Below are 26,981 nucleotides of genomic sequence, written 5' to 3'. Positions count from 1 at the left end.
ATCGCGTAATCATATACCGGCATCGACGCCACAAACATGTCCGCAAGTGACGGGATGGAGGCTGGTGGCCCCAATCAGACGGGACCCGCCGGAAACGAGATCCTGTTGCGGCGATGCGTTGCGCCTGCATCGTTTGAAGGACGGGTCGGGGGAACAAACCGCTTCATCCGGTTTGCGGTCTTCAGGACGGCGCCGATATGAAAGAGCCTCGTTTGCGTTTTGGCGGGCTGGGGTTCAAACCCTTGATGTCCCGCAAGGCATGGCATTGTTCCGAAAGCTCCGCAGTTTTAAGGCGATGTCCCCTAGCCCCAATGGCGACCTAGCGTCGTCGGCGTGTGCATATTGCCGTAAAGATAGGCCCAGAACTCTTTGCGCTGATCCGGCTGGATCTTTTGCCAGACCCGATCCACCGCCATTTCACCGCACCAATAGGCGTGGATAAAGGGCGCGCGCAGGTCGTGATGGACAAAGGCAAGGCGACGCGCGGTGGTCTCGGGCGATTGCAGCGACTGGGCCGCGATCTCGGGGACGACGGCCTCCAGCGACTGGCCCAGACCATGGCTCCGCCAGACCGCGCGACAGCGCAGGGCGCTGCGCAGGCGCTGGATGGCCAGCCCGAGATGATCCTCGGGGGTCTCGATCCAGTCGAGAAATTGCAGACCATTATCGGCAATCCCCTCGAACAGCGCCGAGCTGGCCGAGCTGGTCACGACCTGCGCCCCATCCAGCGCCATATCGCCCGCATCAACCGCGATTTCGCGCAGCCGAAGGTGAACAAGATGGCCCGGAAAGGCCTCATGCGTCGCCAGATGCTTCAGGCTGAAGGCGGTATAGGGAAAGTCGAGGTTCAGCAGCATCTCGCGGCCAAGATAGTCGCAATAGGCCGAGAAGGGCACGTCGCTGCGCCCGACCGGCACCATCCATTCCTCGCTGAGATCGAACATCATCTGCGCGCAACGGGCTCGGGCCTGCTTTTGGTAATCGCCCAGAACCGCCAGCACATCCGATTTCGGCAGCCGCGCCTTGGCCTCCCATCGGGTGAAATCCTCGATCAGCGTGCCGCCCCGATAGCCCAGCTCGTCCAGCGCGGCGCGGATCTGGGCGTGATAGGTTGCGATGATGTCATCGGGGATGTCTTTTTCAGAAACGCGGATCTGGCGTTCCAGCCTGTCGCCAAAGCTGATCGGATCGCCGCGAAAGGTCGCGATCAGCGCCAGAAGCGAATCCGACATCTCGTCCAGCCAATCGCGGCGCAGCGCGGTCTCGGCCCGACCCAGACCGTCGCGAAAACCCATGATCGCGGCCTCGGCCTGATCATAGTTCCGCAAGGCCTTGGGGGTGACCGGCGCGACCGAGACCGGGATCAACCCCTCGGCATTCAGAAAGCCCGCCCCGCGATTTTGCTCGCGGTAAAGCAGATCGAGCCCCGCCGTGATTGCGGCAAGTTCACGCCCGAGATCCATCACACATGCCCCGCGACGGCTTTGGCGTGATAGGGGGCCTCCATCTGGGCGACATCTTCCTCGCTCAGGCGAATATCCAGCGCGGCAATGGCATCATCGAATTGGTGCAGCTTGGAAATGCCCACGATCGGCGCGGTGATGCCGGGGCGGCTGGCGACCCAGGCATAGGCGATCTGCGCCATCGGCACGCCGTGGCGCGCGGCGACCTTGCGCACGGCATCGGCCACGGCATCGTCCTGGGCGGCGCTGCGGTCGTAAAGCGCGTTCGCGGTCTTGTCGGTCTGATCGCGCGTGGTGCCCGAGCGACCGGCCAGACGGCCACGGGCAAGGGGGCTCCAGGGGATGACGCCTATGCCCTCGCTGCGGCACATCGGCAGCATCTCGCGCTCTTCCTCGCGGTAGATCAGGTTGTAATGGGGCTGCATCGACACGAAAGGCGCCCAGCCATTGGCGCGCTGCATCCCCAGCGCCTTCATGAACTGCCAGGCAAACATCGACGAGGCGCCCAGATAGCGCACCTTGCCCGCACGCACGACATCATTGAGCGCATCCAGCGTTTCTTCAAGCGGGGTTTCGTAATCGAAGCGGTGCAGCTGATAAAGGTCGATGTAATCCGTGCCCAAGCGCTTGAGGCTGGCATCAACCGCCGAGAAGATATGCTTGCGCGAGAGGCCGCGATCATTGGGATCGGCGCTCATCGGGTTATAGAGTTTGGAGGCCAGCACCAGTTTGTGGCGCGGCACATGGGCCAGCGCCGCGCCCAGCACCTCTTCGCTGGCGCCGCCCGAATACATATCGGCAGTGTCGAAGAAATTTATCCCCAGATCCAATGCCTTGAGGATGATCGGATGCGCGTCGTCCGCGCCCAGCACCCAGGGTGCCCAGCTGGGCGAGCCGAAGGTCATGCAGCCCAATGACAACCGCGAGACCTTCAGCCCGGTCCGCCCCAAATTGACATAGTCCATAATAACACCGTTTGAGTTTGATCTGAATATGATCGCCCGGATCGCGGCATTTCGGTGATTCGAGCAATCCGATTTAGCCAAGAGGCCCCAAAAAGGATCAAAGTGTAACCATAATCAGCTGAAATAGCGCACAATTACGACTTTTCTCTTAGACTTTGACCAAAAATCACCAGAGCTGAAGAAAGTGCTTGCCAGCGCAGCAATGTTATATTCGACTAGAACACATGTTCACACTCGACGCCCATAGCATTGATAAAAACCTTCCCGTTCCGGTCGGTACGCAGCTGCACGGGTTGCTCAGCTATATGCTGGCCTTTGGCGGCTTTGCTTATGGCGAGCGGCTGCCTTCGGTGCGCAAGCTGGCGGCGGATCTGGGGATTGCGCCGATGACGGTGGTGCAGGTCTATCACCAGCTGCGCGACAGCGGCCTGATCGAGATGCGTCAGGGCAGCGGGGCCTATGCCGCTCGCCCGCCGGTGATCGAAGGCTCGAAGCCCTCGGCGATGGCGCTTTTGCATGAGGATATCGCGCGACTGCTTCAGCGCGCGGCCGAGATCAATCTGTCGACCATGGCGCTAGTGTCGATGATCAATGCCCAATCGGCGATGCAGCTCAGCCACCGCGCGCTGAAAATCGCCTTTATCTGCATTTTTCCCGAGGCGGGCAGCGATTACGTCCGCCAGATCCAGCCCTATCTGGCGCCGGGCGACGATGTTACCTTGCTGACCTTCGATGAAATCAGCCAACCTGGCCCCGCATTGCAAGCCTGCCGCGACGCGGATCTGATCCTGACCTTCGCCCATCGCGAGGCGGATGCCCGTCGCCTGACCCAGAGCGAGCAGGTCCTCGGCCTGCGCCTGATCCCCTCGCAAAAGACCCGTCAAGAGCTGGCCGGACTGGACCCGCGCGCCAAGGTTCTGGGCGTGACCTATCTCAAGGATTACATCGCGATCATGCGGCCGAGCATACGCGAATTTGCCCCCCATGTCAGCGCGATCAACGTCACCTGGTCCTCGTCCGAGACGCTGGCCGCCGATATCGCCGAAAGCGATGCCGTGATCTATGCGACCGGCGCCGATCATATCGCGGCGATGGTGCGCCCCTCGACCCCATGTTTCGAGTTCCGCCATGCGCCCGATCCCGGAGGGCTGGATACGATCCTCGCGCCGAAACTGGCCCAGATCCGGCTGGATCTGCCTGAGTCACCCTAACGCCACCCCGCTGCCCCTGCCTCGCTCATTCCTGCCAAAAGGACCGCGTTCATGAAGAAGCTTTTGTTGTCCGCCTCGCTTGCTTTGGCTTTCACCGCCATTCAGGGCCAGACGGCCCTTGCCCAGACCGCCATTACCGTCGGATCGGATGTGGATGCCGGAACGCTTGACCCGCGCCTGACCCGCGATGTGACCGCCGCGCGCGTGGCCGATCTGATCTATTCGGGGCTGGTCCATCTGACCCCCGCGCTGGAACCGGTGCCCGATCTGGCCGAAAGCTGGGAGACGCCGGACCCGACCACCTATATTTTCCACCTGCGCGAGGGGCTGGTCTTTTCGGATGGCGCACCCCTGACCGCCGATGATGTGGTTTTTACCTATCAATCGCTGCTCGATCCCGAATTGGCGGCCCCCTCGCGCGCGCTTTACTCGCCCATCACCAAGGTCGAGGCGCTGGATGCGAGAACGGTGAAATTCACGCTCGAGGCGCCCTTTGCCCCGCTTCTGAGCTATCTAGATCTGGGGATCATGCCCAAGGCACTGGCCGAAAGCGGCACCGATCTGGCGCTGAATCCGGTCGGGGCGGGGCCGATGAAGCTGGTGAAATGGTCGCGCGGTAGCGAGATCGTTCTGACCGCCAATGACAAATTCTGGCGCGGCGCGCCGACGGTCACGGATCTGACGCTGAAAGTGATCGGCGACAACTCGGCCCGCGCGCAGGCTTTTGAGGCGGGCGATCTGGACGTGATTCAATCGCCGCTCTCGCCGCAGGATATTCAACGCCTTGCCGCCGATGCGCGCTTTGGCAATGTCGCCATGCCGGGGCTTGGGGTCACTTATGTGAACTTCAACACCAAGGATGCGCTGCTCTCGGATCCGGCGATGCGGCGCGCCTTCGGCATGTTGATCGATCAGGACACGATCGTGTGCGACATCTATCAAGGCGTCGACGAGGTCACCCATTCGGTGCTGCTGCCCTCGTCTTGGGCCTATGACAGCACGATCTCGCAGCCGACTTTCGATGTCGAGGGCGCGGTCAAGGCCTTCAACGATCTGGGCTGGAGCGATACCAACAGCGACGGTATTTTGGATAAGGACGGCAAGCCCCTTGAGGTGGTGATCGCCACCCATAGCGAGGACCCCAACCGCGTGCAGACGCTGGAATATATGCAGGCGGTCTTCGAGACGGCCGGTATCAAGGCCGTGCCCAAGATCAATGATTGGGCGACCTTCTCGACAAATTACGTGCAAAAGGGCGAGCATCAGATCGCGCTTTTGGGCTGGCTCAATATCGTTGATCCCGACCGGCTGCTTTACTCGACCCTGTCCACCGGCGGCAGCAACAACTGGGGCGGCTATTCCAACCCCGAGGTTGACGCCTTACTGAATGCCGGCCGCGAAAATCTGGACCGCGGCAAAAGGGCCGAGGCCTATCAGGGTGCGGCCAAGATTCTGGCGCAGGATCTGCCCTATTACATCGTCTCGGCGCAGGGCTATCAGCTGTTTCACGCCAAGGATCTGCCCGTCACGGTTCAGGCGACCCCGCGCGGATATATGCGCGGCCTGATCGGTCTGAACGACTGACCCCTTGGGTCCGGTCAACCGGACCCGCCCATTTCTTTGCGAAAGCCGATCTGACGGTCCTGCCCTGACGCGGCAAGGGCGCGGCGAGGGCGGCTTTCGCATGACCTCCTCGGATTGCGTGAGGGCAAGGCGCATGCTGAACTATCTTATCCAACGATTGCTGCTGATGATCCCGATGGCTGCGGGCATGGTCGTCGTGACCTTCGCGCTGCTGCTGATCATCCCCGGCGATCCGGCCGCCGTCCTTTTGGGTCAGGAGGCCACCCCCGAGGCGATTGCGACGCTGCGCGGCCAGATGGGGCTTGATAACCCGTGGTATGTCCGACTTTGGGACTACACTTGGGCGCTTTTGCACGGCGATATGGGCCAGTCATGGTTCCAAAACCAGCCCGTCGCCACCGTCATCGGCGAGCGGCTGGGGGCCACGATCGAGCTGGCGGTGGTGGCGCTGATCATCGCCACGCTGATCGGGGTCACGCTGGGGGTGATTGCGGCGGTCCGCCAGGGCAGTCTGATCGATACGCTGGCGATGCTGTTTGCGCAGATTGGCGTCTCGATGCCGGTTTACTGGCTGGGGCTTTTGCTGATGCTGGGCTTTTCGGTCAAGCTGGGCTGGCTGCCCGCCATCGGGCGCGGCGTGCCCTTGCCCGAGGCCCTCATGGCGCTTTTGGGCGGTAAACCCGGCGTTTTGTGGGATTCCCTTGGCCATCTGGCGCTGCCTGCCTTGGCCTTGGCGCTGAATTCTGCGGCGATCATCTCGCGGCTGGTGCGCAGCTCGATGCTGGAGATCCTGCGCGAGGATTTCGTGCGCACCGCCACCGCCAAAGGCGTGCCGCGGGCGCGGGTGATCTATCGCCACGCCCTGCGCAACGCGCTGATGCCGGTCTTGTCGGTGATCGGGCTGCGCTTTGGCGCGCTTTTGGGCGGCGCGGTCATGACCGAGACGATCTTTGCTTGGCCGGGCCTTGGCCAGCTGACGGTCGCTGCAATCTCGCAGCGTGATTTCCCGCTTATTCAAGGCATTGTCCTGACCTTCGCCATCATTTTCGCTTTGGTCAATCTTGTCGTCGATCTGCTTTACGCCGTCGTCGACCCGCGCGTGAGGCTGGGCTGATGGCATTCCGAGTTCCAAAGAAACTGCGCAATGCCTCGTTGATGATCGGCGCGCTGATCACGATCACCATCATCTTGCTGGCGATTTTCGCACCGCTGGTCGCGACCCATCCGATCGAGAAGATGGATATGACCAACCGCTTTTCCGGGCCAAGCTGGCAGCATTGGCTGGGCACGGACAATTTCGGGCGTGATCTGTGGTCGCGGCTGGTGTTCGGGGCGCGGATCTCGCTGACGATTGCGCTGACGGCGGTGACGATTTCGGCGCTGATCGGCGTCGCGGTCGGGCTGATCGCGGGCTATTTCGGCGGCTGGGTCGATCTGATCCTGATGCGGATCACCGATATCTTTCTGGGCTTTCCCGCGATCGTTCTGGCGCTGGCCATCGTTGCGGCGCTGGGGCCCGGGATCATGAATGTCTCGGTCGCGATCATCGTCGTGGCCTGGACGGAATATGCGCGGGTGGTGCGCGCCACGACGCTGGTCTTGCGCGAGCAGGTCTATGTGCAGGCCGCCCAATCCATCGGCGCCAGCCATGCGCGCATCCTGTTTCGCGAGATCCTGCCCAATGCGCTTGGTCCGATCATCGTGCTCGTCTCGATCGGGTTGGGGACGGCGATCTTGTCGGAATCCGCGCTCAGCTTTCTGGGCTTCGGCCTGCCGCCGCCGGCGCCGACCTGGGGCTGGACGCTGTCTTACGGCACCCGCTTCATCCGCGACGAGCCGTGGCTGTCGATCATCTCGGGGTCGACGATCATGGTCACGGTGCTGGGCTTCAACCTTCTCGGCGATGGTCTGCGCGATGTGCTTGACCCCCGCCAACTGTCGCGTGGCGGCAGCAAATCCAAATAACAAAGGACTGACATCATGGTAAAAACCATCAATATCCTGCGCCCGAAATTCACCACCATGGCCGATGGCAATGATGCCACGCTGATCATGCACGAGCTGGTGGGGGAAAGCGACGGCCCGACCATCGGCATCTCGGCCGCGATCCACGGCAACGAAAATACCGGCTCGCAGGTCATCCTGGACCTTTACCGCGTGCTCAAGGACATGCCGCTGAAGGGCCGCATCATCTTGCTGCCGGTGGTGAACCCCTATGCTTTCGCGGTCAATCACCGCTTCTCGACGATCGACGAGCTGGACCTGAACCGCCAGTTCCCCGGCAATCCCAACGGCACCTATAGCCAGCAATTGGCCCATGCTTTGGTGCAGGAATTCTTTAATAAGATCGATGTCCATATCGACCTGCATTCGGGCACAGACCGCCCGACCGTCGATTACGTCTATATCGAGAACGACGAAGAGCTGTCGCGCGCCTTTGGCTCGACGCTGCTTTATCGCCCCGTCACCGACAAGCAGGGCACGGTTTTTGCGGGCACGACCAAGGCCGTGACCATCGAGACCCGCGGCATTTCCTCGATCGTGATCGAACTGGGCGGCGGCATTGTCGATCAGGGGCCATATTGCCAGCGCACGCTGGACGGGATCTTGAACATGCTGCGCGTGCGCGGCGTCATTGAGGGCGAGGTTGCGCCCAATTCCAAACAGATCGTCGTGACCGAGCTGGCCGGTATCCGCCCGACCCGCGGTGGCTGGCTTGAACCCCTGTGCCCCGCAAATGGCGAGATGATCTCGGGCGATCAGTTGCTGGGGCGGGTCGTCTCGCCCTATACGTTCGAGGTGCTCGAAGAAATCAAATCGCCCTTCAAGAACGGCGTGATGATCATGCAGCATCTGACGCGCAATCTGGTCAATGCAGGCGATTACGGCTTCATGGTCGGCAATATGGACGGGGCCACCGATTGATGGAACGCGTCCTTTTCACCAATGGCCGGGTTCTTGACCCGGTCGCAGGCGCGCTGAGCACGCAAGAAGTGCTGGTCGAGGGCGAACGTATCATCGCCACCGGCACGGGGCTGCCGCGCGAGGCGGGCACGCGCATCATCGATCTTCAGGGCCGGACCCTGATGCCCGGCCTGATCGATTGCCATGTCCATGTCACCGCGCAAAGCCTTGATCTTTGGTCGAATGTGACCGCGCCTTCCTCGCTTTCCGCGCTGCGCTCGGCGCGGGTGATGGAAGAGACGCTTCAGCGCGGCTTCACCACGTTGCGCGATCTGGGCGGGGCCGATCTTGGCCTTGTGCGCGGCGTCGAAGAGGGGCTGATCGCGGGGCCGCGTCTGGTCATTTGCGGCAAGGGCCTGACCACGACGGGCGGGCATGCCGATCTGCGCGGTCTCACCGATGGGCGCCCCGATATGATGTCGGACCGCCTTGGCTCGATGGGGATGATCGTGGACGGGGTCGACAATATCCGCGCCGCCTGCCGCACCATGATCAAAGAGGGGGCCAAATTCATCAAGGTCATGGCCAATGGCGGGGTCTCGTCGCCCAATGACCCGATCCATTCGATCCAATATTCGCGCGATGAAATCCTTGCGATGGTCGAAGAGGCGGAAAATGCGGGGCTTTATGTCTCGGCCCATGTCTATACCGACCGCGCGATCCGGCGCTGCGTCGAGCTGGGCGTCCATTCGCTGGAACATTGCAACCTGATCGAGCCCGAGACCGCAGCCCTTGCCGCCGCGCAGGGCTGTATCGCGGTGCCGACGCTGGTTGCCTATGATGCGCTGGCGATCGAGGGCGAGGCCTTGGGGCTGGGCCCCGCCGAATTTGCCAAGATCGAGGTCGTGCGTCAGGGCGGGCTGAAATCGCTGCAGGTGATGCGCGATGCGGGCCTTTTGATGGCTTTCGGCTCGGATTTGCTGGGGGATCTGCGCAAATATCACGGCATGGAATTCGAGCTTTTGGCAAAGGTTCTGACCCCGGCCGAGATCATCCGCTCGGCCACCGTCATCGGCGCAAAGCTGTGCGGCCTTGACGCTGAAACCGGCAGGATCGAAGCGGGTCTGTGCGCCGATCTGATCGTCGTCGACGGCAATCCGCTGGAGGACATCCTTTGTCTTGCCGCAAACGGCGCAAAGATGCCCGTGATCATGGCGCGCGGGCGCTTTGCGAAAAATCAGCTAAGCTAACCGGAGATCGTGATGGCTGTTCTGGAACTTGACAATCTGACGACCTCTTTTCGGGGCGACGACGGCTGGAAACCGGTCGTGCGCAATGTCAGCTTCTCGATTGATGCGGGCGAGACCTTGGCGGTCGTCGGCGAGTCGGGTTCGGGAAAAAGCGTCACGGCCATGTCGATCATGCGGCTGTTGCAGCCGGGTCTGGCGCGTCATCAGGGCCGGATCCTGTTCGAGGGCTGGGATCTTTTGACCCTGCCCGAGACCCAGATGCAGCAGATCCGCGGCAACCGCATCGCCATGATCTTTCAAGAGCCGATGACCTCGCTCAATCCGGTGATGACGATTGGCGATCAGATCGACGAGGCCCTGATGATCCATCGCGGCCTTTCGGCCTCGGCGGCGCGCAAGGAAACGCTGCAGCTGTTGGAGAAAGTGCGCATCCCCGCCGCCAGCAGGCGCGCCGATGATTATCCGCATTTGCTGTCGGGGGGGATGCGGCAGCGGGTGATGATCGCGGTGGCGCTGGCCTGTCGTCCCAAGCTGTTGATCGCGGACGAGCCGACGACCGCGCTGGATGTGACCATTCAGGCCCAGATCACCCAGCTGATCAAGGAGTTGCAACAAGAAGAGGATATGGCGGTCTTGTTCATCACCCATGATATGGGGGTCGTGGCCGAGATCGCGGATCGTGTGACGGTGATGTATCGCGGCGATATCGTGGAAACCGGCGCGACCGATCCGCTTTTTGCCGCGCCCCGGCAGCCCTATACCCGCGCGCTTTTGGCGGCGGTTCCGGCTTTGGGCAAGATGGGCGCGACGACGCGGCCCAAGCGCTTTGATCTGGTCGATGCCATGACCGGCCTGGCCGCACCGGCCGCGCCCACCATCGACACGGTCGGCCCCGAGCCGGTCTTGCAGGTGCGCAATCTGGTCACGCGTTTCGACATTCGGGGCGGTCTGCGCCGCCGCGCGGTCGCGCGTGTTCATGCCATCGAAAACGTCAGCTTCGATCTGAACCACGGCGAGACCTTGGCGCTGGTGGGCGAATCCGGTTGCGGCAAGTCCACCACCGGTCGGGCGCTGATGCGCATGGTGCATACGCAAGCGGGCTCGGTCCGTTTGCAGGGCCAAGAGATCCTGGGCGCGGGCGTTGATCTGCAAGCGCTGCGCCGCTCGATCCAGATGATCTTTCAAGATCCCTATGCCTCGCTCAACCCGCGCCGCAAGGTCGGGGCCGCGATTGCCGAGCCCTTGCTGATCCACAAGGTCTGCACCCCCCGCGAGGCCATGGCGCGCGCCCGCGCCCTGCTCGAAGAGGTGGGTCTTAGCGGCGAAATGGCCGACCGCTATCCCCATGAATTTTCGGGCGGGCAGCGCCAAAGGGTCTGCATCGCCCGCGCCCTGACGCTCGAGCCGAAGCTGATCATCGCCGATGAAAGCGTCTCGGCGCTGGATGTCTCGATCAAGGCGCAGGTGCTGAACCTGATGCTGGACCTGCAAGAGCGCAAGCGCCTCTCTTATCTTTTCATCAGCCATGATATGGCCGTGGTCGAGCGAGTCAGCCACAGGGTTGCGGTGATGTATTCGGGCGAGATTGTTGAGATCGGCCCGCGCGCTGAAATCTTCAACAACCCGCGCCATCCCTATACCCGCCGCCTGATCGATGCGGTCCCGATCCCCGATCCGACGCTGCGCCGTGTCAGGGGCGGGATGGATACCAGCGATATCCGCAGCCCGCTGCGCCATGTCGATTACCAGCCGCCGCTGCGCCATTACGACGAGGTCTCGGCCGGACATTTCGTCATGGCGGATGCCCAATGACCTTGAGCCGAGAGCAAATGATGCAAACCCCCTATGACCGCGCCCAAGTCGCGCAACTGCTGGCCGGCGCGGATGCCGCCGTCAATCTTTTCGCCTATCTGCGCGAGGGGCTGGCGCGGGATGCCGATTGCGGCCTGCTGACCGCGCTCGTCTATGATTTCGACGACATGACCTCGTGCCGCGTCTTTTCCGAGGATCGCGCGGCCTATCCGGTCGGCAATTTCAAAGCCCTTGTGCCGGGGCCTTATTTCGAGCGCGTGGTCAAGCCGCGCCAGCACTGGGCCTCGGTCGATCTGGCGGGGGTGGCGGAACTTTTCTTCGATTGGGAGAAGATCCGCGATCTTGGCTACGAATCCAGTTTGAACATTCCGGCGGTGGTCAATGATACGCTGATCGGCACTGTGAACCTGCTGGCGGTGCGCGGCACCTACCAGCCCGCCAAGGTCGAGGCGGCCCTGCGCTGGCAGCCCATCATCAACCTGTGCTTTTTGCTGCTCAACCAACCCGCAGGCCGCGCCGCCAGCTTTCATGCCGATGTCACCGATCTTCCCAAAGGCAAGGTCGAGACGCTTCGGTCTGTTTAGGCGGTGCGGGATAGCGGACGTTCTTGGGGTGATCATGCCGCCCTCCTGTTCTCGCAGCGCTTTCCGGCTGATCGAGGCGACCGCCCGCCCGTACCGCCCCGACCGGAACCTCTGATGGCTGACGCCGCCATGAGCGGCCGAACCAGCCAAATCAATTTGCGAACAGCACGGTTTTTTTCTGGACTGCACATCCATTTGCCTGCACATTCCGCCGGAATACAACAAGTATACCGAATGGGCGGAGACAAGACGTGGTGCATGGCGTAGGCGGGGCGAATGCCCAAGAGGTTTTGGCCGGACTGAAGGTGATGACGGACGGGCTGGAGATGATCGGTCCGGACGATCTTCGTGCGCGGCTTGCGCTTGCGCAGGCCATGATGCGGGCGCAGGGGATCGCGGCGCTCTATCTTGATGCGACCGTGAACCAGCGGTATTTTACGGGCCTCAACATCGGCGCAAGCGAGCGCTTGCACGGCGCGCTTCTACCGGCTGCGGGGGACCTCGTTTACCTTAGCCCCGCTTTCGAGGGGCCCAAGACCGAAACCATGCTCAAACTGCCGGGCCGGATCGCCTTGTGGCAAGAGCATGAGGATCCGGGTGCGCTGGTCGTGGCGGAACTTGCACGGGCGGGGATTGCCTCGGGGCGCGTTGCTGTTGATCCGCAGACACCGTTCTTTACGCTCGACGCCATGCAGAAAGCGGGTCCGGCGCTTGAATTCGTGAACGGTGCCGGCGTGACGGCGGCTTGCCGCTCCCTGAAATCGGAACGCGAGATCGCCCTGATGCAGCGGGCAAGCGATATGGCGATCCTGGTGCATAAAAGCGCGGCCTCGATCCTGTATGAAGGTATTTCGACCACCGAGGTTCAGGAGTTCATCCTCGCCGCCTATGGCCGGCTGGGTGGCGATGTCACGGGATCGGGTCTGCCGATCGTTCTTTTTGGCGAGGCGACCGCCTATCCTCACGGCGTCGACTATCCCCAGACGCTGAAGGACGGCGATATGGTGCTGGTCGATACCGGCTGCAAACTTGACGGCTACCGCTCCGACATCACGCGCACCTATGTTTTCGGTACGGGAACGGCGCGGCAGCGCGAGGTTTGGAACCTCGAGCGGACGGCCCAACTTGCGGGCTTCGACGCGGCCCGTCTTGGCGCCGCTTGCGAGAATGTCGACCATGCCGCGCGCGCGGTGATCGAGGCCGCGTCGGGGTTTGCGTCGGATTACGGCGTTCCGGGGCTTCCGCATCGCACCGGCCACGGCATCGGGCTGGATATGCATGAAGACAGCTATATGGTGCGCGGCAACCTGCGGCCGCTCGAGGTCGGAATGTGTTTCTCGGTCGAGCCGATGATTTGCATCTATGGCGAATTCGGGATCCGGCTTGAGGATTGCGCCTATATGACCGACGCGGGTGCGCGCTGGTTCACCGAGCCTGCCCATAGCTTTGACGATCCCTTCGGGATCACGGCAGGGCGCTAGGCCAAAGGAAGGGCGGGGGCAATGCTCCCGCCTGCATGCAGGACGGGACCAGCAGGCTAAGCGTTGCGGTCTTCCTGATCCGGCATGGGGCGAGGCAGGCCGACATCGCTACCGCGCAGCATCTTTTGCCACAACGAGACAAGTTGGCGGGCCATCGTGTCGCTTTGATCGAAGCTGCGATGAACCGCGATGCCGCGCAATACGGACAAGGTGAGGCGAAGCAGCAGTCTTTGTTCTTCGCAATCGGGGGACATGCGCAAAAGCGCGAAAAAGCGGTCGTCTCGGTGCGCGACCCAGCTTTCCATTTCCTCGCGCAGGCCGCGGCCAAGATCCGTGTCCAGTCGGGCGGCAAGCATCAGCTCGATCGCGGCCAGATAATGCGGGTCTCCGAAGACGTTTTGCCACAGAACCTCGGTCAGATCGGCCATTGAAAGCCGCGTCTCGAGCGGGTCCAGATTGACCGGCGGCGCATTTCTCCAATTGTCGTGAAGCTGGCGCAGGGCGGCAACCAGAAGGTCGTTGCGGGTCGGGAACTGATGCGTCAGCGCCCCCCGTGACAGATTGGCGCGATGTGCGATCATCGTGGTCGAGATGCTGTCATGCCCCACTTCGGCCAAGGCTTCGAGCGTCGCCCGACAGACCCTTTCGCGCGTTGTCGAGGATCGCTCGGCCTGTGTCAGGCGCGAGATTTTCGAAGGCGTGTTCGTCTTGGCGGGCATGAAAACACTCTGCCTGGCTTTGGGACATTTGCCGGAAAAATAACGCTCTCCGGTTTGGAATTTCTAAGCTGCTGCTGCCTTTTTCGCAAGCAGCAATTCGAATTTCTGTAATATAAATAAGCAAAATCATGGCATTATGTATTTTTAAGAAATTTTGCGAACAGCGGTGTTTTTTTCTGGACAAGATGCGGAACCGCCTGCCAGAGTGCCCTTCAGGATATTCGTTGCATGCAAAACCAGCCAAGGCCCAACGCCCGGAGATGATGATGACGCGCTATGTATTTTTCGGTGGAAAGCTTTTGGATGTCGACGCGGGGACCCTGCGCGAGGGGCTGGAGCTGCTGGTCGAGAACGACCGGATCGCTCAGGTCAGCGAGGGTCGGATCGACGCGCCGGATGCCGAGCGGATCGATCTTGGCGGGCGCACGCTCATGCCGGGGCTGGTTGATGCCCATGTCCATGTCGTCGCCACTTTGGTCAATCTGGCCGAAAATGCGGCTTTGCCCAGTTCGGTGATCGCGCTGCGTTCGGCAGGGATCATGCGCAAGATGCTGATGCGCGGTTTCACCACGTTGCGCGATCTGGCGGGCGCGGATCTCGGGCTGCAGATGGCGATCAACGAGGGCGAGATCGACGCGCCGCGTCTGGTGATCTGCGGCAAGGCGCTCAGCCAGACCGTTGGCCACGGCGATTACCGTGCCCGCTACGACAACCGCCCGCTTCATCAAGCAAGTCTCGGCTCGCTTGGCCGGATCGCGGATGGTGTCGACGAGGTTCGCCGCGCCACGCGCGAGGAAATCAAGAACGGTGCGCAATTCATCAAGATCATGGCCAATGGCGGGGTGGCTTCGCCCAATGACCCGATCCATGTTCTGCAATATTCGCGCGAAGAGATCATCGCCATTGTCGAAGAGGCCGAAAACTACGGCCTCTATGTTGCGGCCCATACCTATTCAGACGCGTCGATCCGGCGCGCTGTCGAATGCGGCGTGAAATCGCTCGAGCATTGCAACCTGATCACCCCCGAGACCGCACGTCTCGCCGCAGAAGCCGGTGCGATCGCCTGCCCGACTCTGGTCGCCTATGAGGGGCTGGCGCTGGAGGGGGCGAATTTCGGGCTCAACCCCGATTCCGCCGCCAAGATCGATACGGTTCGCGTCGCCGGTCTGGAATCGCTGAAGATCATGCGCGATGCCGGTCTGCCGATGGCCTTCGGTTCGGATCTGCTTGGTCAGCTGCACAAATATCAGTCGATGGAGTTTTCGCTGCGCACCCGCGTCTTGAGCAATCAGGAAGTGCTGCTTTCGGCCACCCGTATCTCGGCGCGGCTGTGCGGCATGGAGGACGAAATCGGCACGCTGGCGCCGGGCGCCTACGCCGATCTTCTGATCGTCGACGGCAATCCGCTGGAAGATATTACCGTGCTCGAACGCCATGACGAATGCCTGAGCGCGATCATGAAGGGCGGGGTCTTCTACAAGAACCGTCTGGCGGAGTAAGCCCGCATGATCAGGGGAAAATCGCTTTCCGAAAGGGTTGGACGGCTGGCGGGAGGCGTGACCATCGCTTGCGGTCTGGGGCTGATGCTGGTGCCTTTGGTACTGGTGTTCTGGCTCTCGGTGATCTCGAACGAGATCCTCTCCCTGCCGGTCGAGGGCTATTCGCTCAAGTGGTTCTCCGAGGCGTTTCGCCAGCCCCAGTTCCTGAGCGGCTTCCTGTTGTCGGTTTCGGTGGCGACTTTCGCCATGCTGGCCGGTCTCGCGGTCTCGGTTCCCGCGGCATTGATCATCGTGCGCCGCAGCTTTCGCGGTCGCGGGGCGCTGGTCCAGCTGCTGATGTCGCCGCTTACCGTGCCCGCCATCGTCATCGGGGCCGCGCTTTATGTCACCGTGGTTGAAATCGAGATCGCCTCGGGCCTGCCTTTGGTCGGCTCGACGGGGATCTTTGTCGCGGGCCATGTGCTTTTGACGATCCCGTGGTGCATCCGGCTGCTGCTGTCCTCGCTCGAGGGGGTCAACATGTCGATCGAAGAGGCCGCGGCCTCTCTGGGGGCAGGGCCGTCAAGCGTGGTCTGGCTGGTGACATTGCCCCTGATCCGGCCCGGGATCTTTGCGGCCGCGGTTTTCTCGTTCGTCGTCAGCTTCGGCAATCTTGAAGTGTCGATCTTTCTGTCGGCACCGGGGCAGGTCACTCTGCCGGTCGCCATGATGCAATATCTGGAATGGAAGATCGATCCGACCATCGCTGCGGTATCGGTGCTTCAGGTGCTGTTCGTCGCGCTGATGCTGGTCGTCTCCAATCGCTTTGTTAACATTTCGAGGATGGTCTGATGGCAAATGTCGAGATCGCGGGCCTGACCAAAACCTATGGCACCTTTCGCGCGGTGACGGATTTCGGGCTGTCCGTCCGTGATGGTGAATTCCTGATCTTCCTCGGGCCTTCGGGCTGCGGCAAGACCACGACCCTGCGGATGCTGGCGGGCTTTATCGAGCCAGACGGCGGGCAGGTCACGCTTGGCGGGCGTGATATCACGCATGCGCCGCCGCACCGGCGCAACATCGGGCTGGTTTTCCAGAATTACGCTCTTTTCCCGCATCTGAGCATTTTCGAAAACGTGGCCTTCGGCCTGCGCCGCCGCAAACAGCCCGAGGCAGAGATCCGCAAACGGGTCACCGATGCGCTTGAACTGGTCGAGCTGGGTCATCTGGGTGACCGGCTGCCCAAGCAGTTGTCGGGAGGCCAACAGCAGCGCGTGGCGATCGCCCGTGCCATCGCGATCCGTCCCGATATTCTGCTGCTCGACGAGCCGCTGTCGAACCTCGATGCGCGGCTTCGCCTGCAGGTACGCGACGAGCTGCGCAATCTGCAAAAGACGCTCGGGATCACGACGATCATGGTGACGCATGATCAGGAAGAGGCGATGTCGGTCGGTGACCGGCTGGTCTTGATGCGGGCGGGGATGATCGAACAGGTCGGGACCGCGCAAGAGCTTTACTATCAACCCGCGAACCGCTTTGTCGCCGATTTCATTGGCCGCACCAATTTCCTGAGCGGGGCGGCAATCGGCAATATGTTCCGCAGCGCCGGCGGCGCATCGCTGCGCGGCGGACGGGATATGGGTGCGGCCTCCGAGATCATGATCCGCCCCGAGGCGATCCGTCTGGGCGCGGCCGAAGCAGGGGGCGGGCTCAACGCAAACGGCCCGAACACCTTGCCCGCGCGGATTTCGCATTTCGTCTTTCTCGGCGGTGCGATCGAGCTTGGGCTGACGCTCGAGGGCGGCGAGCGGCTGGCCGTTGTCGCCTCGCCTGCGGCGGTGCGCGATGCGGGGATCGAGCTCCGCGCGGATGCCGGTGTGACGCTGACGATTTCGCCGGCCGATATCATCGCGATGTAAGGCTGCAGAAGGCGGCCGGAAAAATACTGCGCCCGATGCGTAGGCGCAGGATGACGTTCCAACCAATAACATCAGGGAATGCGACATGACCAAGATGAACAGACGGACTTTCGGTATTCTCTCGGGCGGGCTGATGCTTTCGACCGCGCTGCCTGCTTTTGCGCAGGCCGGCGGGCGGGTGGTCATCGGCACATGGGGCGGCGATTACCAGAACCTCCAGCAGATCAATATCGCCGATAGCGTGCTGAAAGACAGCGGCATGCAGGTGATCTACGATCCGGCCAACGACGTCGTCCGCAAATCGAAGCTGATGGCCGAACGTCGCCTGCCGCGCGGCTCGATGGATATCGCCTGCCTGACGCGTCAGGGCAGCTACGAGATGTATGCCAACGGTCTTCTTGAGGAACTGGACGAGAGCAAGATCCCCGCCTTGTCCAAAGTCCTGCCCTTCATCCGCGTGCCTTACGGCATTCCCCATATCTATACTGGCCGCGTAATCCTGTTTAACCCCAAAGAGGTGAGCCCCGCGCCGACCTCCTACAATGATCTGTGGGACCCGAAATACGCCGGCCGCATCGGGGTGATCGACATCCAGTACCAGACCACGATCGAATCCGCGGCGATGATCGCGGGTGGCGGTCCGTCGGATTACGAGCCCGGCAAGGCCAAGCTGCTCGAGCTGAAAAAGCAGGGCGTCAAAATCTATCCGACCAACGAGGCGATGGCTCAGGCGCTCAAATCGGGAGAGATCGTCATGTGCATCATGTGGAACGCACGCGGCTATATGTGGAAAAAAGCCGGTATCGACATCGAGATCGCCATCCCGAAAGAGGGCATTGCCATCTATCTCTCGGATATGTGCATTCCCAAGAACGCGCCCAACAAGGAAGCGGCCTACCAATATCTGAACGCCATGCTCGAGGAGATGCCGCAAACCGCCTTTGCCGAGCAGATGGGCTATGCGCCGAGCAACTCCGAGGTGAAGCTGTCGCCGGAGCTTGCTGCACAGGTCGATTACACGCCCGAGCAGCGCGAGCAGTTCCTGCTTCCCGATCTGGAATATCTCGCCAAGCAGGACGCCGCGCTTCAGGACTGGTGGAACAAGGAATTCAAGGCCTGAGTGGGCCGCTCGCCCGTGTGGGCGGGGCTGATTACGCCCCAATGCCTCCGGCCCGTCCGATCGCTTCGGTCGGGCCATATGACCGCTTCTGGAAGGCAAGCAGATGAAGAACCGTTCCTTGACAGCCGCCGCGCTGCTGATGCCTGCGACCGGCCTCGTGCTGGTCTTTATGGCGCTGCCGCTGCTTTACCTGCTGCGCTACAGCTTCAACGAATTCGTTCCGGGCGAGTTCATGATTTCGGGCTTCACCCTTGCCAATTTCACCACCTTCTTCACCGACGCCTATTATCTCGAGGGGATGGGCACGACGCTGATGATGGCGGCGGGCGTCACGGTGTTTTGCATCTTGCTGGGCTTGCCCTTGGCCAATTGGATCGCCAGCCAGAGAGGTCACCGCAAAACGCTGTTGATGATGGCCATCATCTTGCCGCTTTTCATCTCGAATGCGGTGCGCGCGGCGGGCTGGATGGTGGCATTTGGTCAGACCGGCGTGCTGAACTATACGTTGGTCAAGCTGGGTCTGATCTCGCAGCCTTTGACGATCATGCATACGCCGCTTGCGGTTTTCATCGGCATTACGGCGGTCAATCTTCCCTATGTGGTTCTGACGTTGCAAAGCGTGTTCGAAGGGCTGGATGAAAATATCGACTATGCTGCCGCCAGCCTTGGCGCGGCGCCGTTTCAGTCCTTTCTGCTGGTGCGCCTGCCGCAAGTGATGCCCGGTCTGCTGGCTGCGGCGACCTTGTCCTTCATCCTGACCATGAACGCCTATGCGACGCCGGTCCTGCTCGGCGGGCCGTCTTTCCGGATGATGGCACCGATGATCGTGACCGAAATCATGAGCAAAGCAAACTGGCCCTTCGGCGCGGCGCTGGCCTTCGTTCTTCTGTCGGTGACGATTACGGTTTCGGTGCTGGCCGCGCTGTTCATTCGTCGCCGGTATTGATCCGGAAAATGGTCGGCGCGACCCCGTCGGGAAGCAGCCCTTTGTTGATCCGCCGATAGGCGGCGGCCACGGGGCAGGGTGCTGCTGCCGCCCGTCGCGCGATACGCGGAAAAGGGGGGCACGGCGGTATAGCCCAAACCGACAAAGGGTATCAGCATCGATGCTATAGCCATGGCGGTCAGCCATTGAGGCATCTTGCGACGAGGGCTGGTGCTGGTTCTCCCCTTGTCGCCGCGCCGATCAAGCGGCGGAAATCCACGGACATAATTCAGATTGAGGTAAGTTTATCTTACCGTTTGTGTTATTATTAGTTCCTTTATGTTAGAATTTGTTCCGAATATTACTTGCTCCAACGTACAAGCGAGCAGGTAGGCCGTGAGCGAGAATGAAAGACCTTTGAATGTGTCGGTGTGGCGCGGCAATGCGGATGGCGGCGCGTTCGAGACCTTCACCGTTCCGTCCCGGAAAAGCCAAACCGTTCTTGATGTGGTGAGCTGGATCCAGCAATCCGCGGATCCGACGCTTACCTACCGCTATGCCTGCCGTGTCGGAATGTGCGGCTCTTGCGCGATGATGGTGAATGGCGAACCGCGCTGGACCTGTCGGACCCATGTCAGCCGCGTGCTCGACGGCGACCGGCTTGAGATCGCCCCTCTGCGCAACCTGCCGGTCATCAAGGATCTCGCGGCGGATATGGATCCGTTTTTCGACAAATGGGTCAAGGCCGGCGGCGCGCATCGCCCCTCGCGCAGTCGCGACGAACCGATCCAGCAGGTCTCGCCGGACGAGCGCGGGCGGGTCGAGGCCAACAAGGCCATCGAGTGCATAAACTGTTCGGTCTGCTATGCCGCCTGCGACACCGTCGCCGCGAATGCCGACTATCTCGGGCCTGCGGCCCTGCAACGCGCCTGGACGCTTTATAACGACGTCAAAGTCGAGGATCGGAACGCGGTCCTCGACGCCGTTTCGGGGACGGGCGGCTGCATGAACTGCCACACGCAGGGAAGCTGCACCCGCTTTTGTCCGAACGAGCTTGACCCCCTGAGCGCGATTGCCGGGCTCAAACGGGCGGTCGCCGGTTCATTCCTGAAGCGGAGGACATAAGGATGCTCAACCTTAACCTTTACATGGCGCAGCGCCTGAGCGCGATGGTGATGGCCCCGCTGGTGCTCGGTCACCTCGCGGTTATGGCCTATGCGATCCAGGGCGGGCTGACGACGGCCGAGATCCTCGGCCGCACGCAGGGCAGCATCATGTGGTTCCTTTTCTACGGAAGTCTGGTGGTGGCCGTGTCGATCCATGCGGCGATCGGTCTGCGGGTGATCCTGCACGAAACGACCGGAATTCGCGGCGCTTGGCTGGGTGTTTTCACTTATGGCACGGGTCTCGTGCTGCTGACGATGGGAGCACGGGCCCTTTGGGCGGTGACATGGGCATGAGCACGAGATTGAAGCCGCACCGTCGTCATCCGCTATGGCTGGCCTATATGCTGCACCGGCTGTCGGGCCTCGCGCTCGCGCTGTTCCTGCCTGCACATTTCTACGTCCTGTCGCTGGCTCTGACAAAGCCCGAGACGCTCGACCACTTCCTGAGCTTCGCCGACAACCCGCTCGTGAAGCTCGCGGAATTCGGTCTGGTCTTCCTGTTGGCAGTCCATTTCTTCGGCGGCTTGCGGCTTTTGGCGCTCGAGTTTCTGCCGTGGTCGTCACGCCAGAAGTCATTGGCTGCGGCCTCGATCGCAGGGGCCTTTCTGGTCTCGGGCACTTTCCTTTTGCGCGCGGTGTGAACATGGCTCCACAAATCCAAATCGAACGTGAAGACACCGATATCCTGATCCTCGGATCGGGAGGGGCAGGGCTCTTTGCCGCGCTCCATGCCCTGCAGACCGCACCGGAGGGGACGCGTATCACCCTTGCCGTGAAGGGGCTGATCGGGAAATGCGGCTGCACCCGCATGGTGCAGGGCGGCTATAACGTCGCGCTTGGCGGCGGCGACACGGTCGAGCGCCATTTCATGGATACGATCAACGGCGGCAAATGGCTGCCCAATCAGGACATGGCCTGGCGTCTTTGCGAACAGGCGGTGGTGCGGATCACCGAGCTGGAAAACGAGATCGGCTGCTTCTTCGACCGCAATCCCGACGGCACCCTGCATCAGAAGGCTTTCGCCGGCCAAACCGCCGACCGGACCGTCCACAAGGGCGACCTTACCGGTATCGAGATCATCAGCCGCCTGATGGAACAGGTGCTGGCGCGGCCGATCCAGAAGCTGCAGGAGCATCGCGCCATCGGGCTGATCCCGACGCGGGACGGCGCCTCGCTTGCAGGGGTGCTTTTCATCGACATGCGGACCGGCCGCTTCCGTTTTGTCCGCGCGAAATGTGTGATGATGGGCACTGGCGGCGGGCCGACCATGTACAAATATCACACGCCCTCCGGCGACAAGACGATGGACGGGCTCGCGATGGCTTTGCGCGCCGGTCTGCCGTTGCGCGACATGGAAATGGTGCAGTTCCATCCCACCGGCCTGCTCGCGGGCGATCATACCCGCATGACCGGCACCGTCCTTGAAGAAGGGCTGCGTGGCGCGGGAGGGCAGCTTCTGAATGCACGGGGCGAGCGCTTCATGTTCGATTACGACCAGCGCGGCGAACGCGCGACACGGGACGTGGTCAGCCGCGGCATTTATGCCGAGATGCGCAAGAACAACGACCCCTCGCAGGTCGGCATGTTTATCTCGATGGGTCATCTCGGCCCCGAGAATGTCCGCAAAAAATTTGCAGGCATGGTCAAGCGCTGCGCCGATAGCGGCTTTGATCTCGCAGCCGGCAAAGTCGAAGTCGTGCCGACCGCGCATTACTTCATGGGCGGTGTCGTGGTCGATCCCGATACCCGCACCGCGATGGAAGGGCTTTATGTCGCCGGCGAGGATGCGGGCGGTGCGCATGGCTCGAACCGGCTCGGCGGGAATGGCGTCGCCAATTCGACGGTTTTTGGCGGCATTGCGGGCGATGTCATGGGTGTGGACGTGCGCCGTATCGGGGCGCTGCGCGATCCCGACGAGCAGGTGCTGGCCGCCGAGGTCGAACGCGCGCTTCATCCGCTCACGCGCAAGCCCGCAGCCGTGCACAGCCTTCGCCACAAGCTTCAGGAGGCGATGTGGGAGGATGTAGGCGTGATGCGCACCGCTGCCGGTCTGGAGCGCGGCCAGAAGCGCGTTGCCGAAATTCGGGCGGAGCTGATGGAAACGGGGGTCGACCCCTCCAATCTTGCCTTCAACCTTACCTGGCACGATTGGCTCAACATGGCCTCGCTGACCGAGGTTTCTGCGGTGATCGCGCGCGCCGGCGAGCTGCGCGAGAATTCCCGCGGCGCGCATTTCCGCGAGGACTTTCCGGAATCGGGCGATCTCGAAAGCTCCTATTTCACGCTGGCCCGGATGCAGGGCGACGAGCTTGCCATGTCGCGCGAACAGGTCCGGTTCACGATCGTGCGCCCGGGCGAAACCATCCTGCCTGCCAGCGAGCCCGAGACGCTCGTCGCGGCCCAATAGCGCCAGCAGAGCGAGCTTCGAAAGGAAAGAACGTGATCCCGCTTCACCTCATCCAATCCACCGCCGAAGAGCTGATGGCCAAGGCGGCAATCGAGATCCCCGAGGATTATCTCGGCGGTCTAAAGGCTGCCGCCAAGACCGAGGACGGCGATCTGTCATCCTTCGTGCTGCAAGCCATGCTCGAGAATTACGAGGCCGCCAAGCAGGACCGCCGCGCCATGTGCGGCGATACCGGAACGCCGCGCTGGTATGTGAAAATGGGCAATGATGCCCGCATCGAGGGCGGGCCGGTCGCGCTCGAGGCCGCCTTGCGGCGGGCGACCGCAAATGCCACGAGTTCGGTGCCCCTGCGCCCCAACCGCGTACACCCCTTGTGGCGCACCGATCATGACAACAATGTGGGCATCGGCGCGCCCGAGATCGAATATGGCTACGAGCCCGGCGGTGACTGGATCGACCTGATAACGGTCCACAAAGGCGGGCTGTTCGGAACCGATTACCGGATGCTTTTTCCGTCCGACGGTATCCAGGGGATAAAGCGCTTCTATCTCGACAGCCTTGTGGCATTCGGCAAACGCGGACTTGCCTGCCAGCCCGCGATCATCGGGATCGGGCTGGGCGGCTGCAAGGACACCTGCATGGTTTTGGGCAAACGCGCGGCTTGTCTGCGTACGGTGGGCGACCGCAATGCGGATCCCCGGATCGCCGAGCTTGAGGAAGAGCTCAAGGAGCTGGGCAACTCCATCGGCATGGGCGCGATGGGCTTTGTCGGCAAGAACATGGTGATCGATACCCATATCGAGGTCGGCTATTGCCATACCGGCGGGATGCAGATGTCGGTCCATGCCTTCTGCCTGTCATCGCGCCGCGCGGTGGCTCGCATCTTCCCCGACGGGCGTGTCGAACACCGCACCGACCCCGACTGGTTCACCCCCTATCAGCGCCGCGAGACCGTGGAATGGGATACCGCATTGGAGGCTGCAGAATGAAGCCGCGCGAAGTCGAGCTTTCGACCACGCCCACCGCCGAAGAGATCGCCGCGTTGCGCCTTGGCGATATCGTCTATCTTTCCGGCCTGATGTATACCGCGCGAGAGGGCGTCTACATGCGCGCGCTCGAGGGCAAGGCGAATATCCCGCTGGAGCTGCCGTCACAGAGCGCGGCGAATTTCCACTGCTCGCCGGCAGCCACGATCCGCAAGGACGGCAGTTTCGACATGGGGGCGGTCACCGCCACGGCGAGTTTCCGCTTCTCGAAATGGCTGCCGGAATGGATCGCGAAATCGGGTGCGCGCCTGATCGTCGGCAAGGGCGGAATGTCGTCCAAGGATTACAAGGAATACTTCGTCCCGAACGGAGCGATCTATCTCTCGACCGTGGGCTATGGCACCGGAGCGCTTCTCGGGCGCGGGGTCGAGAATGTCGAAGCCGTGCACTGGCATGAGGAGCTTGGTCTGGCCCAGGCGATGTGGGTGCTGAAATGCAACCGCATGGGGCCCTTCCTCGTAGCTTCGGATATGGAAGGGAATTGCCTCTTCGAGCGCGAGAATGCCAAGATCGCCGAGAATCTCGAGCGTGTCTACGAGGGCACCAAACCCGCCGTCCTCAAGCGCTTCGGCGAGACCGACGACCGCACCGACGAGCTGATCGGATGACCGTGATCGAGATGGGCCGGTTTCCCGGCAGGTTGCGCAGCCTTTTTCCCGGCATTCTCTCGGCGGTGACCGTCGCGCTGGCGGCACGGTTTCTCTCCGAACATTACGGCGCGCCGGTCATGCTCATGGCGCTGCTTCTGGGCATGGCCTTTGCCTTTCTGGCCGAGCCGCAGGCACCGGCCGCCGAGGGGATCGAGTTCGCCGCAAAGAAGCTGCTGCGTTTCGGCGTGGCGCTTCTGGGGTTGGGGATTACCGTCCAGCAGATCGCCTCGGCGGGGTTGGTCGTCGTGGGCATCACTCTGGCCGGTGTCGGGCTGACGATCGGCTTGGGCGTCGTTTTGGCGCGGGCTACCGGCCGCTCGCTGCCCTTCGGCCTGTTGACGGGCGGAGCGGTGGCGATTTGCGGCGCCTCGGCCGCGCTCGCGATCTCGTCGGTTCTGCCCAAGGACGACCCCAATCACGAGCGTGATACGGTCTTCACCGTGATCGCGGTCACGGCTTTGTCCACGATCGCAATGATCATCTATCCGATGATCGGCACGGCATTGGGCCTTTCGGATCACGCGATGGGCGTCTTCTTCGGCGCGACGATCCATGATGTGGCCCAAGTGGTCGGGGCGGGATATTCGGTTTCCGACGAGGCGGGCGCGACCGCAACCTTCGTCAAGCTGCTGCGCGTGGCGCTTTTGGTGCCGGTCGTGGTCGTCATCTCCTTGTGTTTTGCCTCGCATCCCGGCGCGCAATCGGGCGGCAAGCTTCCGATCCCGCTTTTCGTTCTGGGCTTTGCGGCGCTCGTTCTGATCGGCAGCACCAGAATAATCCCGCCGGAGATTGTGGCATTTCTTCTCGAGCTGTCGCGCTGGCTTCTGATCGTCGCGATTTCCGCACTGGGGATGAAGACCTCGCTCGGCAAATTGGCCGAGGTCGGTCCGCGCGCCATCGCGGTTGTCTGCGCGCTGACGGCCGTTCTCGCCGCTTTCGCGCTGACCATGATCATAACGCTGCAGGTCTGAGCCCCTCTCCCTTTCCAAACATGAAAAGGCCCTGATCGATGTTCATCGACATGCGAACCTATACGCTGAAAAACGGCAATGTCCCGAAATTCCTCAAGCTTTATGAGGCGGAAGGGCTGGAGGTCCAGACCCGCATTCTCGGCAAGATGGTCGGCTATTACTTTACCGATATCGGCCCGCTGAACCAGATCGTCCATATGTGGGGCTATGACAGCATGGATGACCGGTGGGAGCGTCGCAAGGCGTTGCAGGCCTCGCAGGAATGGCAGAGCTATGCCGTCCAGATGCGCCCGCTCGTCGACCAGATCGAGAACAAGATCCTGATCCCCGCGCCCTTCTTCAAGCCGGAGTGACGCGCTCCGCTGCGCCTCAGGTCGCCAGCCGGATGGAATCGGACGAAAAGGTCCCGATGGCGAGCGCCTTGTCGATCGAGGTGGCGACCTCTTCGATCACCCGCAGCTTGGTCGTATCCTTGCGGTAGATCAGGCCCAGCTCGCGGACAGGGGCGTTCAGACCCCTGAGGGAAATGCGGCGCAGTGGCGGCTCGTTGGCCAGTTTGATGCAGGGATCGGGGACGATCGAGATGCCGAGATCGGCAATCACCATGCCGTAGATCGCCTCGAGATTGGCCAGTTCCATCGTATCGGTGACGGCGATTCCGTTATCGCTCAGGCATTTTTCGATCAACGTGCCGACGACGGCATCGCGTGAAAAGCGGATGAAGGGATAGCTGCGAAGGATTTCGACGGCATCGTCGCTCTGGACCTTGTGCGATGTCACCAGCACCAGTTTTTCCTGCGCAATGCTGCGCCAGACCAGGCTCGGTGCGAGCGCAGGAGGCCGCGAGATCAGCGCCGCCTCGAGCGTGCCGCGCTCGACCTGCGGGATCAGCTGGTTCGTCAGTCCCGGATAAAGCCGCAAATGCAGTTCGGGACAGCTGTTCTTCAGCAGGGCCGCCGAGAAAGGCACGATCGCCGTCAGGGTCGTGGCGACGGCTCCGAGCGGGAATTCTCCCCGCAGGCCACCATCGCCCAGAACGGCCGGAACGATATTGTCGTAGGCGCGGACCACTTCGCGGGCCTGCGACACAAGCGCGCGGCCGACGGGCGTAAACTCGGGAGTTCGGGTCGTGCGGTCGAAGATCTTGACCTGCCAGCTCTCCTCAAGCGACCGCATTTGCTGGCTGACGGCGGCATGGGTGACGAAGACGGCATCGGCGGCGGCGCTGAAGGTCTTGTGGTCTGCAATCGCAATAAGCGTCTTGAGCATTCTGATCGACATGGATCATATCCGGTCTGGGTTGAGGGGTCTTTGGCGTGATCCGTA

The 26,981-nt window shown here is 62.0% G+C and carries 26 protein-coding genes; 22 read left to right on the top strand and 4 right to left on the bottom strand.

Features of this window, described 5'->3' with window-relative positions; translation table 11 throughout:
• Window positions 1-302 precede the first annotated feature (302 nt).
• Window positions 303-1,463 (bottom strand): hypothetical protein, encoded by a 1,161-nt coding sequence (locus ACFFUC_RS17780; protein WP_377688257.1) that lies wholly within the window; start codon window positions 1,461-1,463, stop codon window positions 303-305.
• Window positions 1,463-2,428: an aldo/keto reductase gene (locus tag ACFFUC_RS17775; protein ID WP_377688256.1), complete on the bottom strand. Its 966-nt coding sequence runs from the start codon at window positions 2,426-2,428 to the stop codon at window positions 1,463-1,465. The genes ACFFUC_RS17780 and ACFFUC_RS17775 overlap by 1 nt, the downstream gene beginning before the upstream one ends.
• 224 nt (window positions 2,429-2,652) lie before the next feature.
• Here ACFFUC_RS17775 and ACFFUC_RS17770 point away from each other — a divergent pair, with 224 nt between their 5' ends.
• From ACFFUC_RS17770 to ACFFUC_RS17730, 9 genes are all read left to right on the top strand, one after another.
• Complete coding sequence (locus ACFFUC_RS17770; protein ID WP_377688255.1) at window positions 2,653-3,639, top strand: GntR family transcriptional regulator; 987 nt, start codon at window positions 2,653-2,655, stop codon at window positions 3,637-3,639.
• 51 nt (window positions 3,640-3,690) lie between these two features.
• Window positions 3,691-5,223: an ABC transporter substrate-binding protein gene (locus ACFFUC_RS17765; protein WP_377688254.1), complete on the top strand. Its 1,533-nt coding sequence runs from the start codon at window positions 3,691-3,693 to the stop codon at window positions 5,221-5,223.
• A gap of 133 nt (window positions 5,224-5,356) precedes the next feature.
• Window positions 5,357-6,337 (top strand): ABC transporter permease, encoded by a 981-nt coding sequence (locus ACFFUC_RS17760; RefSeq protein WP_377688253.1) that lies wholly within the window; start codon window positions 5,357-5,359, stop codon window positions 6,335-6,337.
• Window positions 6,337-7,188, top strand: a complete 852-nt coding sequence (locus ACFFUC_RS17755) for an ABC transporter permease (RefSeq protein WP_377688252.1) — start codon at window positions 6,337-6,339, stop codon at window positions 7,186-7,188. Before ACFFUC_RS17760 ends, ACFFUC_RS17755 begins: the two co-directional genes overlap by 1 nt.
• Window positions 7,189-7,203: 15 nt before the next feature.
• Window positions 7,204-8,148: a succinylglutamate desuccinylase/aspartoacylase family protein gene (locus ACFFUC_RS17750; RefSeq protein ID WP_377688251.1), complete on the top strand. Its 945-nt coding sequence runs from the start codon at window positions 7,204-7,206 to the stop codon at window positions 8,146-8,148.
• The gene (locus ACFFUC_RS17745; RefSeq protein ID WP_377688250.1) at window positions 8,148-9,377 is read left to right on the top strand and encodes a metal-dependent hydrolase family protein; all 1,230 of its coding nucleotides are present in this window, start codon (window positions 8,148-8,150) and stop codon (window positions 9,375-9,377) included. Before ACFFUC_RS17750 ends, ACFFUC_RS17745 begins: the two co-directional genes overlap by 1 nt.
• A gap of 12 nt (window positions 9,378-9,389) precedes the next feature.
• Window positions 9,390-11,189 carry an ABC transporter ATP-binding protein gene (locus tag ACFFUC_RS17740; protein ID WP_377688249.1) on the top strand — a complete coding sequence of 600 codons (1,800 nt, stop codon included), beginning with the start codon at window positions 9,390-9,392 and terminating at the stop codon, window positions 11,187-11,189.
• Complete coding sequence (locus ACFFUC_RS17735; RefSeq protein ID WP_377688248.1) at window positions 11,186-11,773, top strand: hypothetical protein; 588 nt, start codon at window positions 11,186-11,188, stop codon at window positions 11,771-11,773. Before ACFFUC_RS17740 ends, ACFFUC_RS17735 begins: the two co-directional genes overlap by 4 nt.
• 251 nt (window positions 11,774-12,024) lie before the next feature.
• The gene (locus ACFFUC_RS17730) at window positions 12,025-13,254 is read left to right on the top strand and encodes a M24 family metallopeptidase (protein WP_377688247.1); all 1,230 of its coding nucleotides are present in this window, start codon (window positions 12,025-12,027) and stop codon (window positions 13,252-13,254) included.
• Between the two features lie 56 nt (window positions 13,255-13,310).
• On the opposite strand, the gene ACFFUC_RS17725 is transcribed toward ACFFUC_RS17730, so the two are convergent.
• Window positions 13,311-13,973, bottom strand: coding sequence for a TetR/AcrR family transcriptional regulator (locus ACFFUC_RS17725; RefSeq protein WP_377688246.1), 663 nt, complete (start codon window positions 13,971-13,973; stop codon window positions 13,311-13,313).
• A gap of 266 nt (window positions 13,974-14,239) precedes the next feature.
• Here ACFFUC_RS17725 and ACFFUC_RS17720 point away from each other — a divergent pair, with 266 nt between their 5' ends.
• The 13 genes from ACFFUC_RS17720 to ACFFUC_RS17660 all read left to right on the top strand — a co-directional run bounded on the left by ACFFUC_RS17720 (window position 14,240) and on the right by ACFFUC_RS17660 (window position 26,008).
• Window positions 14,240-15,472, top strand: coding sequence for a metal-dependent hydrolase family protein (locus tag ACFFUC_RS17720; RefSeq protein ID WP_377688245.1), 1,233 nt, complete (start codon window positions 14,240-14,242; stop codon window positions 15,470-15,472).
• Window positions 15,473-15,478: 6 nt separating this feature from the next.
• Window positions 15,479-16,303, top strand: coding sequence for an ABC transporter permease (locus tag ACFFUC_RS17715; RefSeq protein ID WP_377688244.1), 825 nt, complete (start codon window positions 15,479-15,481; stop codon window positions 16,301-16,303).
• A complete protein-coding gene (locus ACFFUC_RS17710) occupies window positions 16,303-17,370 on the top strand; it encodes an ABC transporter ATP-binding protein (protein WP_377688243.1) in 1,068 nt (355 codons plus the stop codon). Before ACFFUC_RS17715 ends, ACFFUC_RS17710 begins: the two co-directional genes overlap by 1 nt.
• Window positions 17,371-17,455: 85 nt before the next feature.
• Window positions 17,456-18,490, top strand: a complete 1,035-nt coding sequence (locus ACFFUC_RS17705; protein WP_377688242.1) for an ABC transporter substrate-binding protein — start codon at window positions 17,456-17,458, stop codon at window positions 18,488-18,490.
• Between the two features lie 103 nt (window positions 18,491-18,593).
• Window positions 18,594-19,436, top strand: a complete 843-nt coding sequence (locus ACFFUC_RS17700; RefSeq protein ID WP_377688241.1) for an ABC transporter permease — start codon at window positions 18,594-18,596, stop codon at window positions 19,434-19,436.
• 396 nt (window positions 19,437-19,832) lie between these two features.
• Window positions 19,833-20,540, top strand: a complete 708-nt coding sequence (locus tag ACFFUC_RS17695; RefSeq protein WP_377688240.1) for a succinate dehydrogenase/fumarate reductase iron-sulfur subunit — start codon at window positions 19,833-19,835, stop codon at window positions 20,538-20,540.
• Window positions 20,541-20,542: 2 nt separating this feature from the next.
• Complete coding sequence (locus tag ACFFUC_RS17690) at window positions 20,543-20,875, top strand: succinate dehydrogenase (protein WP_377688239.1); 333 nt, start codon at window positions 20,543-20,545, stop codon at window positions 20,873-20,875.
• Complete coding sequence (gene sdhC, locus ACFFUC_RS17685; protein ID WP_377688238.1) at window positions 20,866-21,222, top strand: succinate dehydrogenase, cytochrome b556 subunit; 357 nt, start codon at window positions 20,866-20,868, stop codon at window positions 21,220-21,222. The genes ACFFUC_RS17690 and sdhC overlap by 10 nt, the downstream gene beginning before the upstream one ends.
• A 2-nt stretch (window positions 21,223-21,224) precedes the next feature.
• The gene (locus ACFFUC_RS17680) at window positions 21,225-22,988 is read left to right on the top strand and encodes an L-aspartate oxidase (RefSeq protein WP_377688237.1); all 1,764 of its coding nucleotides are present in this window, start codon (window positions 21,225-21,227) and stop codon (window positions 22,986-22,988) included.
• A gap of 32 nt (window positions 22,989-23,020) precedes the next feature.
• The gene (locus ACFFUC_RS17675; protein ID WP_377688236.1) at window positions 23,021-23,977 is read left to right on the top strand and encodes a fumarate hydratase; all 957 of its coding nucleotides are present in this window, start codon (window positions 23,021-23,023) and stop codon (window positions 23,975-23,977) included.
• Window positions 23,974-24,642, top strand: coding sequence for a fumarate hydratase C-terminal domain-containing protein (locus tag ACFFUC_RS17670; RefSeq protein ID WP_377688235.1), 669 nt, complete (start codon window positions 23,974-23,976; stop codon window positions 24,640-24,642). Before ACFFUC_RS17675 ends, ACFFUC_RS17670 begins: the two co-directional genes overlap by 4 nt.
• On the top strand, window positions 24,639-25,655 hold the full coding sequence (locus ACFFUC_RS17665) for a YeiH family protein (RefSeq protein WP_377688234.1): 1,017 nt from the start codon (window positions 24,639-24,641) through the stop codon (window positions 25,653-25,655). Before ACFFUC_RS17670 ends, ACFFUC_RS17665 begins: the two co-directional genes overlap by 4 nt.
• 38 nt (window positions 25,656-25,693) lie before the next feature.
• Window positions 25,694-26,008 carry an NIPSNAP family protein gene (locus tag ACFFUC_RS17660; protein WP_377688233.1) on the top strand — a complete coding sequence of 105 codons (315 nt, stop codon included), beginning with the start codon at window positions 25,694-25,696 and terminating at the stop codon, window positions 26,006-26,008.
• 16 nt (window positions 26,009-26,024) lie between these two features.
• On the opposite strand, the gene ACFFUC_RS17655 is transcribed toward ACFFUC_RS17660, so the two are convergent.
• Window positions 26,025-26,936, bottom strand: a complete 912-nt coding sequence (locus ACFFUC_RS17655; protein ID WP_377688232.1) for a LysR family transcriptional regulator — start codon at window positions 26,934-26,936, stop codon at window positions 26,025-26,027.
• Window positions 26,937-26,981: the final 45 nt, after the last annotated feature.

Source organism: Paracoccus cavernae, from assembly GCF_042430175.1.
GTDB classification, from domain to species: Bacteria; Pseudomonadota; Alphaproteobacteria; order Rhodobacterales; family Rhodobacteraceae; genus Paracoccus; species Paracoccus cavernae.
Note: the sequence above shows the minus strand (reverse complement) of the source record. Positions and strands in the feature narration are given on the sequence as shown.

Coding starts and splice junctions, on each gene's coding strand:
- ACFFUC_RS17735 (WP_377688248.1), top strand. CDS start 11,186: ATGACCTTGAGCCGAGAGCAAATGATGCAAACCCCCTATGACCGCGCC.
- ACFFUC_RS17770 (WP_377688255.1), top strand. CDS start 2,653: ATGTTCACACTCGACGCCCATAGCATTGATAAAAACCTTCCCGTTCCG.
- ACFFUC_RS17665 (WP_377688234.1), top strand. CDS start 24,639: ATGACCGTGATCGAGATGGGCCGGTTTCCCGGCAGGTTGCGCAGCCTT.
- ACFFUC_RS17690 (WP_377688239.1), top strand. CDS start 20,543: ATGCTCAACCTTAACCTTTACATGGCGCAGCGCCTGAGCGCGATGGTG.
- ACFFUC_RS17745 (WP_377688250.1), top strand. CDS start 8,148: ATGGAACGCGTCCTTTTCACCAATGGCCGGGTTCTTGACCCGGTCGCA.
- ACFFUC_RS17720 (WP_377688245.1), top strand. CDS start 14,240: ATGACGCGCTATGTATTTTTCGGTGGAAAGCTTTTGGATGTCGACGCG.
- ACFFUC_RS17670 (WP_377688235.1), top strand. CDS start 23,974: ATGAAGCCGCGCGAAGTCGAGCTTTCGACCACGCCCACCGCCGAAGAG.
- ACFFUC_RS17710 (WP_377688243.1), top strand. CDS start 16,303: ATGGCAAATGTCGAGATCGCGGGCCTGACCAAAACCTATGGCACCTTT.
- ACFFUC_RS17750 (WP_377688251.1), top strand. CDS start 7,204: ATGGTAAAAACCATCAATATCCTGCGCCCGAAATTCACCACCATGGCC.
- ACFFUC_RS17680 (WP_377688237.1), top strand. CDS start 21,225: ATGGCTCCACAAATCCAAATCGAACGTGAAGACACCGATATCCTGATC.
- ACFFUC_RS17655 (WP_377688232.1), bottom strand. CDS start 26,936: ATGTCGATCAGAATGCTCAAGACGCTTATTGCGATTGCAGACCACAAG.
- ACFFUC_RS17700 (WP_377688241.1), top strand. CDS start 18,594: ATGAAGAACCGTTCCTTGACAGCCGCCGCGCTGCTGATGCCTGCGACC.
- ACFFUC_RS17705 (WP_377688242.1), top strand. CDS start 17,456: ATGACCAAGATGAACAGACGGACTTTCGGTATTCTCTCGGGCGGGCTG.
- ACFFUC_RS17660 (WP_377688233.1), top strand. CDS start 25,694: ATGTTCATCGACATGCGAACCTATACGCTGAAAAACGGCAATGTCCCG.
- ACFFUC_RS17725 (WP_377688246.1), bottom strand. CDS start 13,973: ATGCCCGCCAAGACGAACACGCCTTCGAAAATCTCGCGCCTGACACAG.
- ACFFUC_RS17715 (WP_377688244.1), top strand. CDS start 15,479: ATGATCAGGGGAAAATCGCTTTCCGAAAGGGTTGGACGGCTGGCGGGA.
- ACFFUC_RS17775 (WP_377688256.1), bottom strand. CDS start 2,428: ATGGACTATGTCAATTTGGGGCGGACCGGGCTGAAGGTCTCGCGGTTG.
- ACFFUC_RS17755 (WP_377688252.1), top strand. CDS start 6,337: ATGGCATTCCGAGTTCCAAAGAAACTGCGCAATGCCTCGTTGATGATC.
- sdhC (WP_377688238.1), top strand. CDS start 20,866: ATGGGCATGAGCACGAGATTGAAGCCGCACCGTCGTCATCCGCTATGG.
- ACFFUC_RS17780 (WP_377688257.1), bottom strand. CDS start 1,463: ATGGATCTCGGGCGTGAACTTGCCGCAATCACGGCGGGGCTCGATCTG.
- ACFFUC_RS17765 (WP_377688254.1), top strand. CDS start 3,691: ATGAAGAAGCTTTTGTTGTCCGCCTCGCTTGCTTTGGCTTTCACCGCC.
- ACFFUC_RS17740 (WP_377688249.1), top strand. CDS start 9,390: ATGGCTGTTCTGGAACTTGACAATCTGACGACCTCTTTTCGGGGCGAC.
- ACFFUC_RS17760 (WP_377688253.1), top strand. CDS start 5,357: ATGCTGAACTATCTTATCCAACGATTGCTGCTGATGATCCCGATGGCT.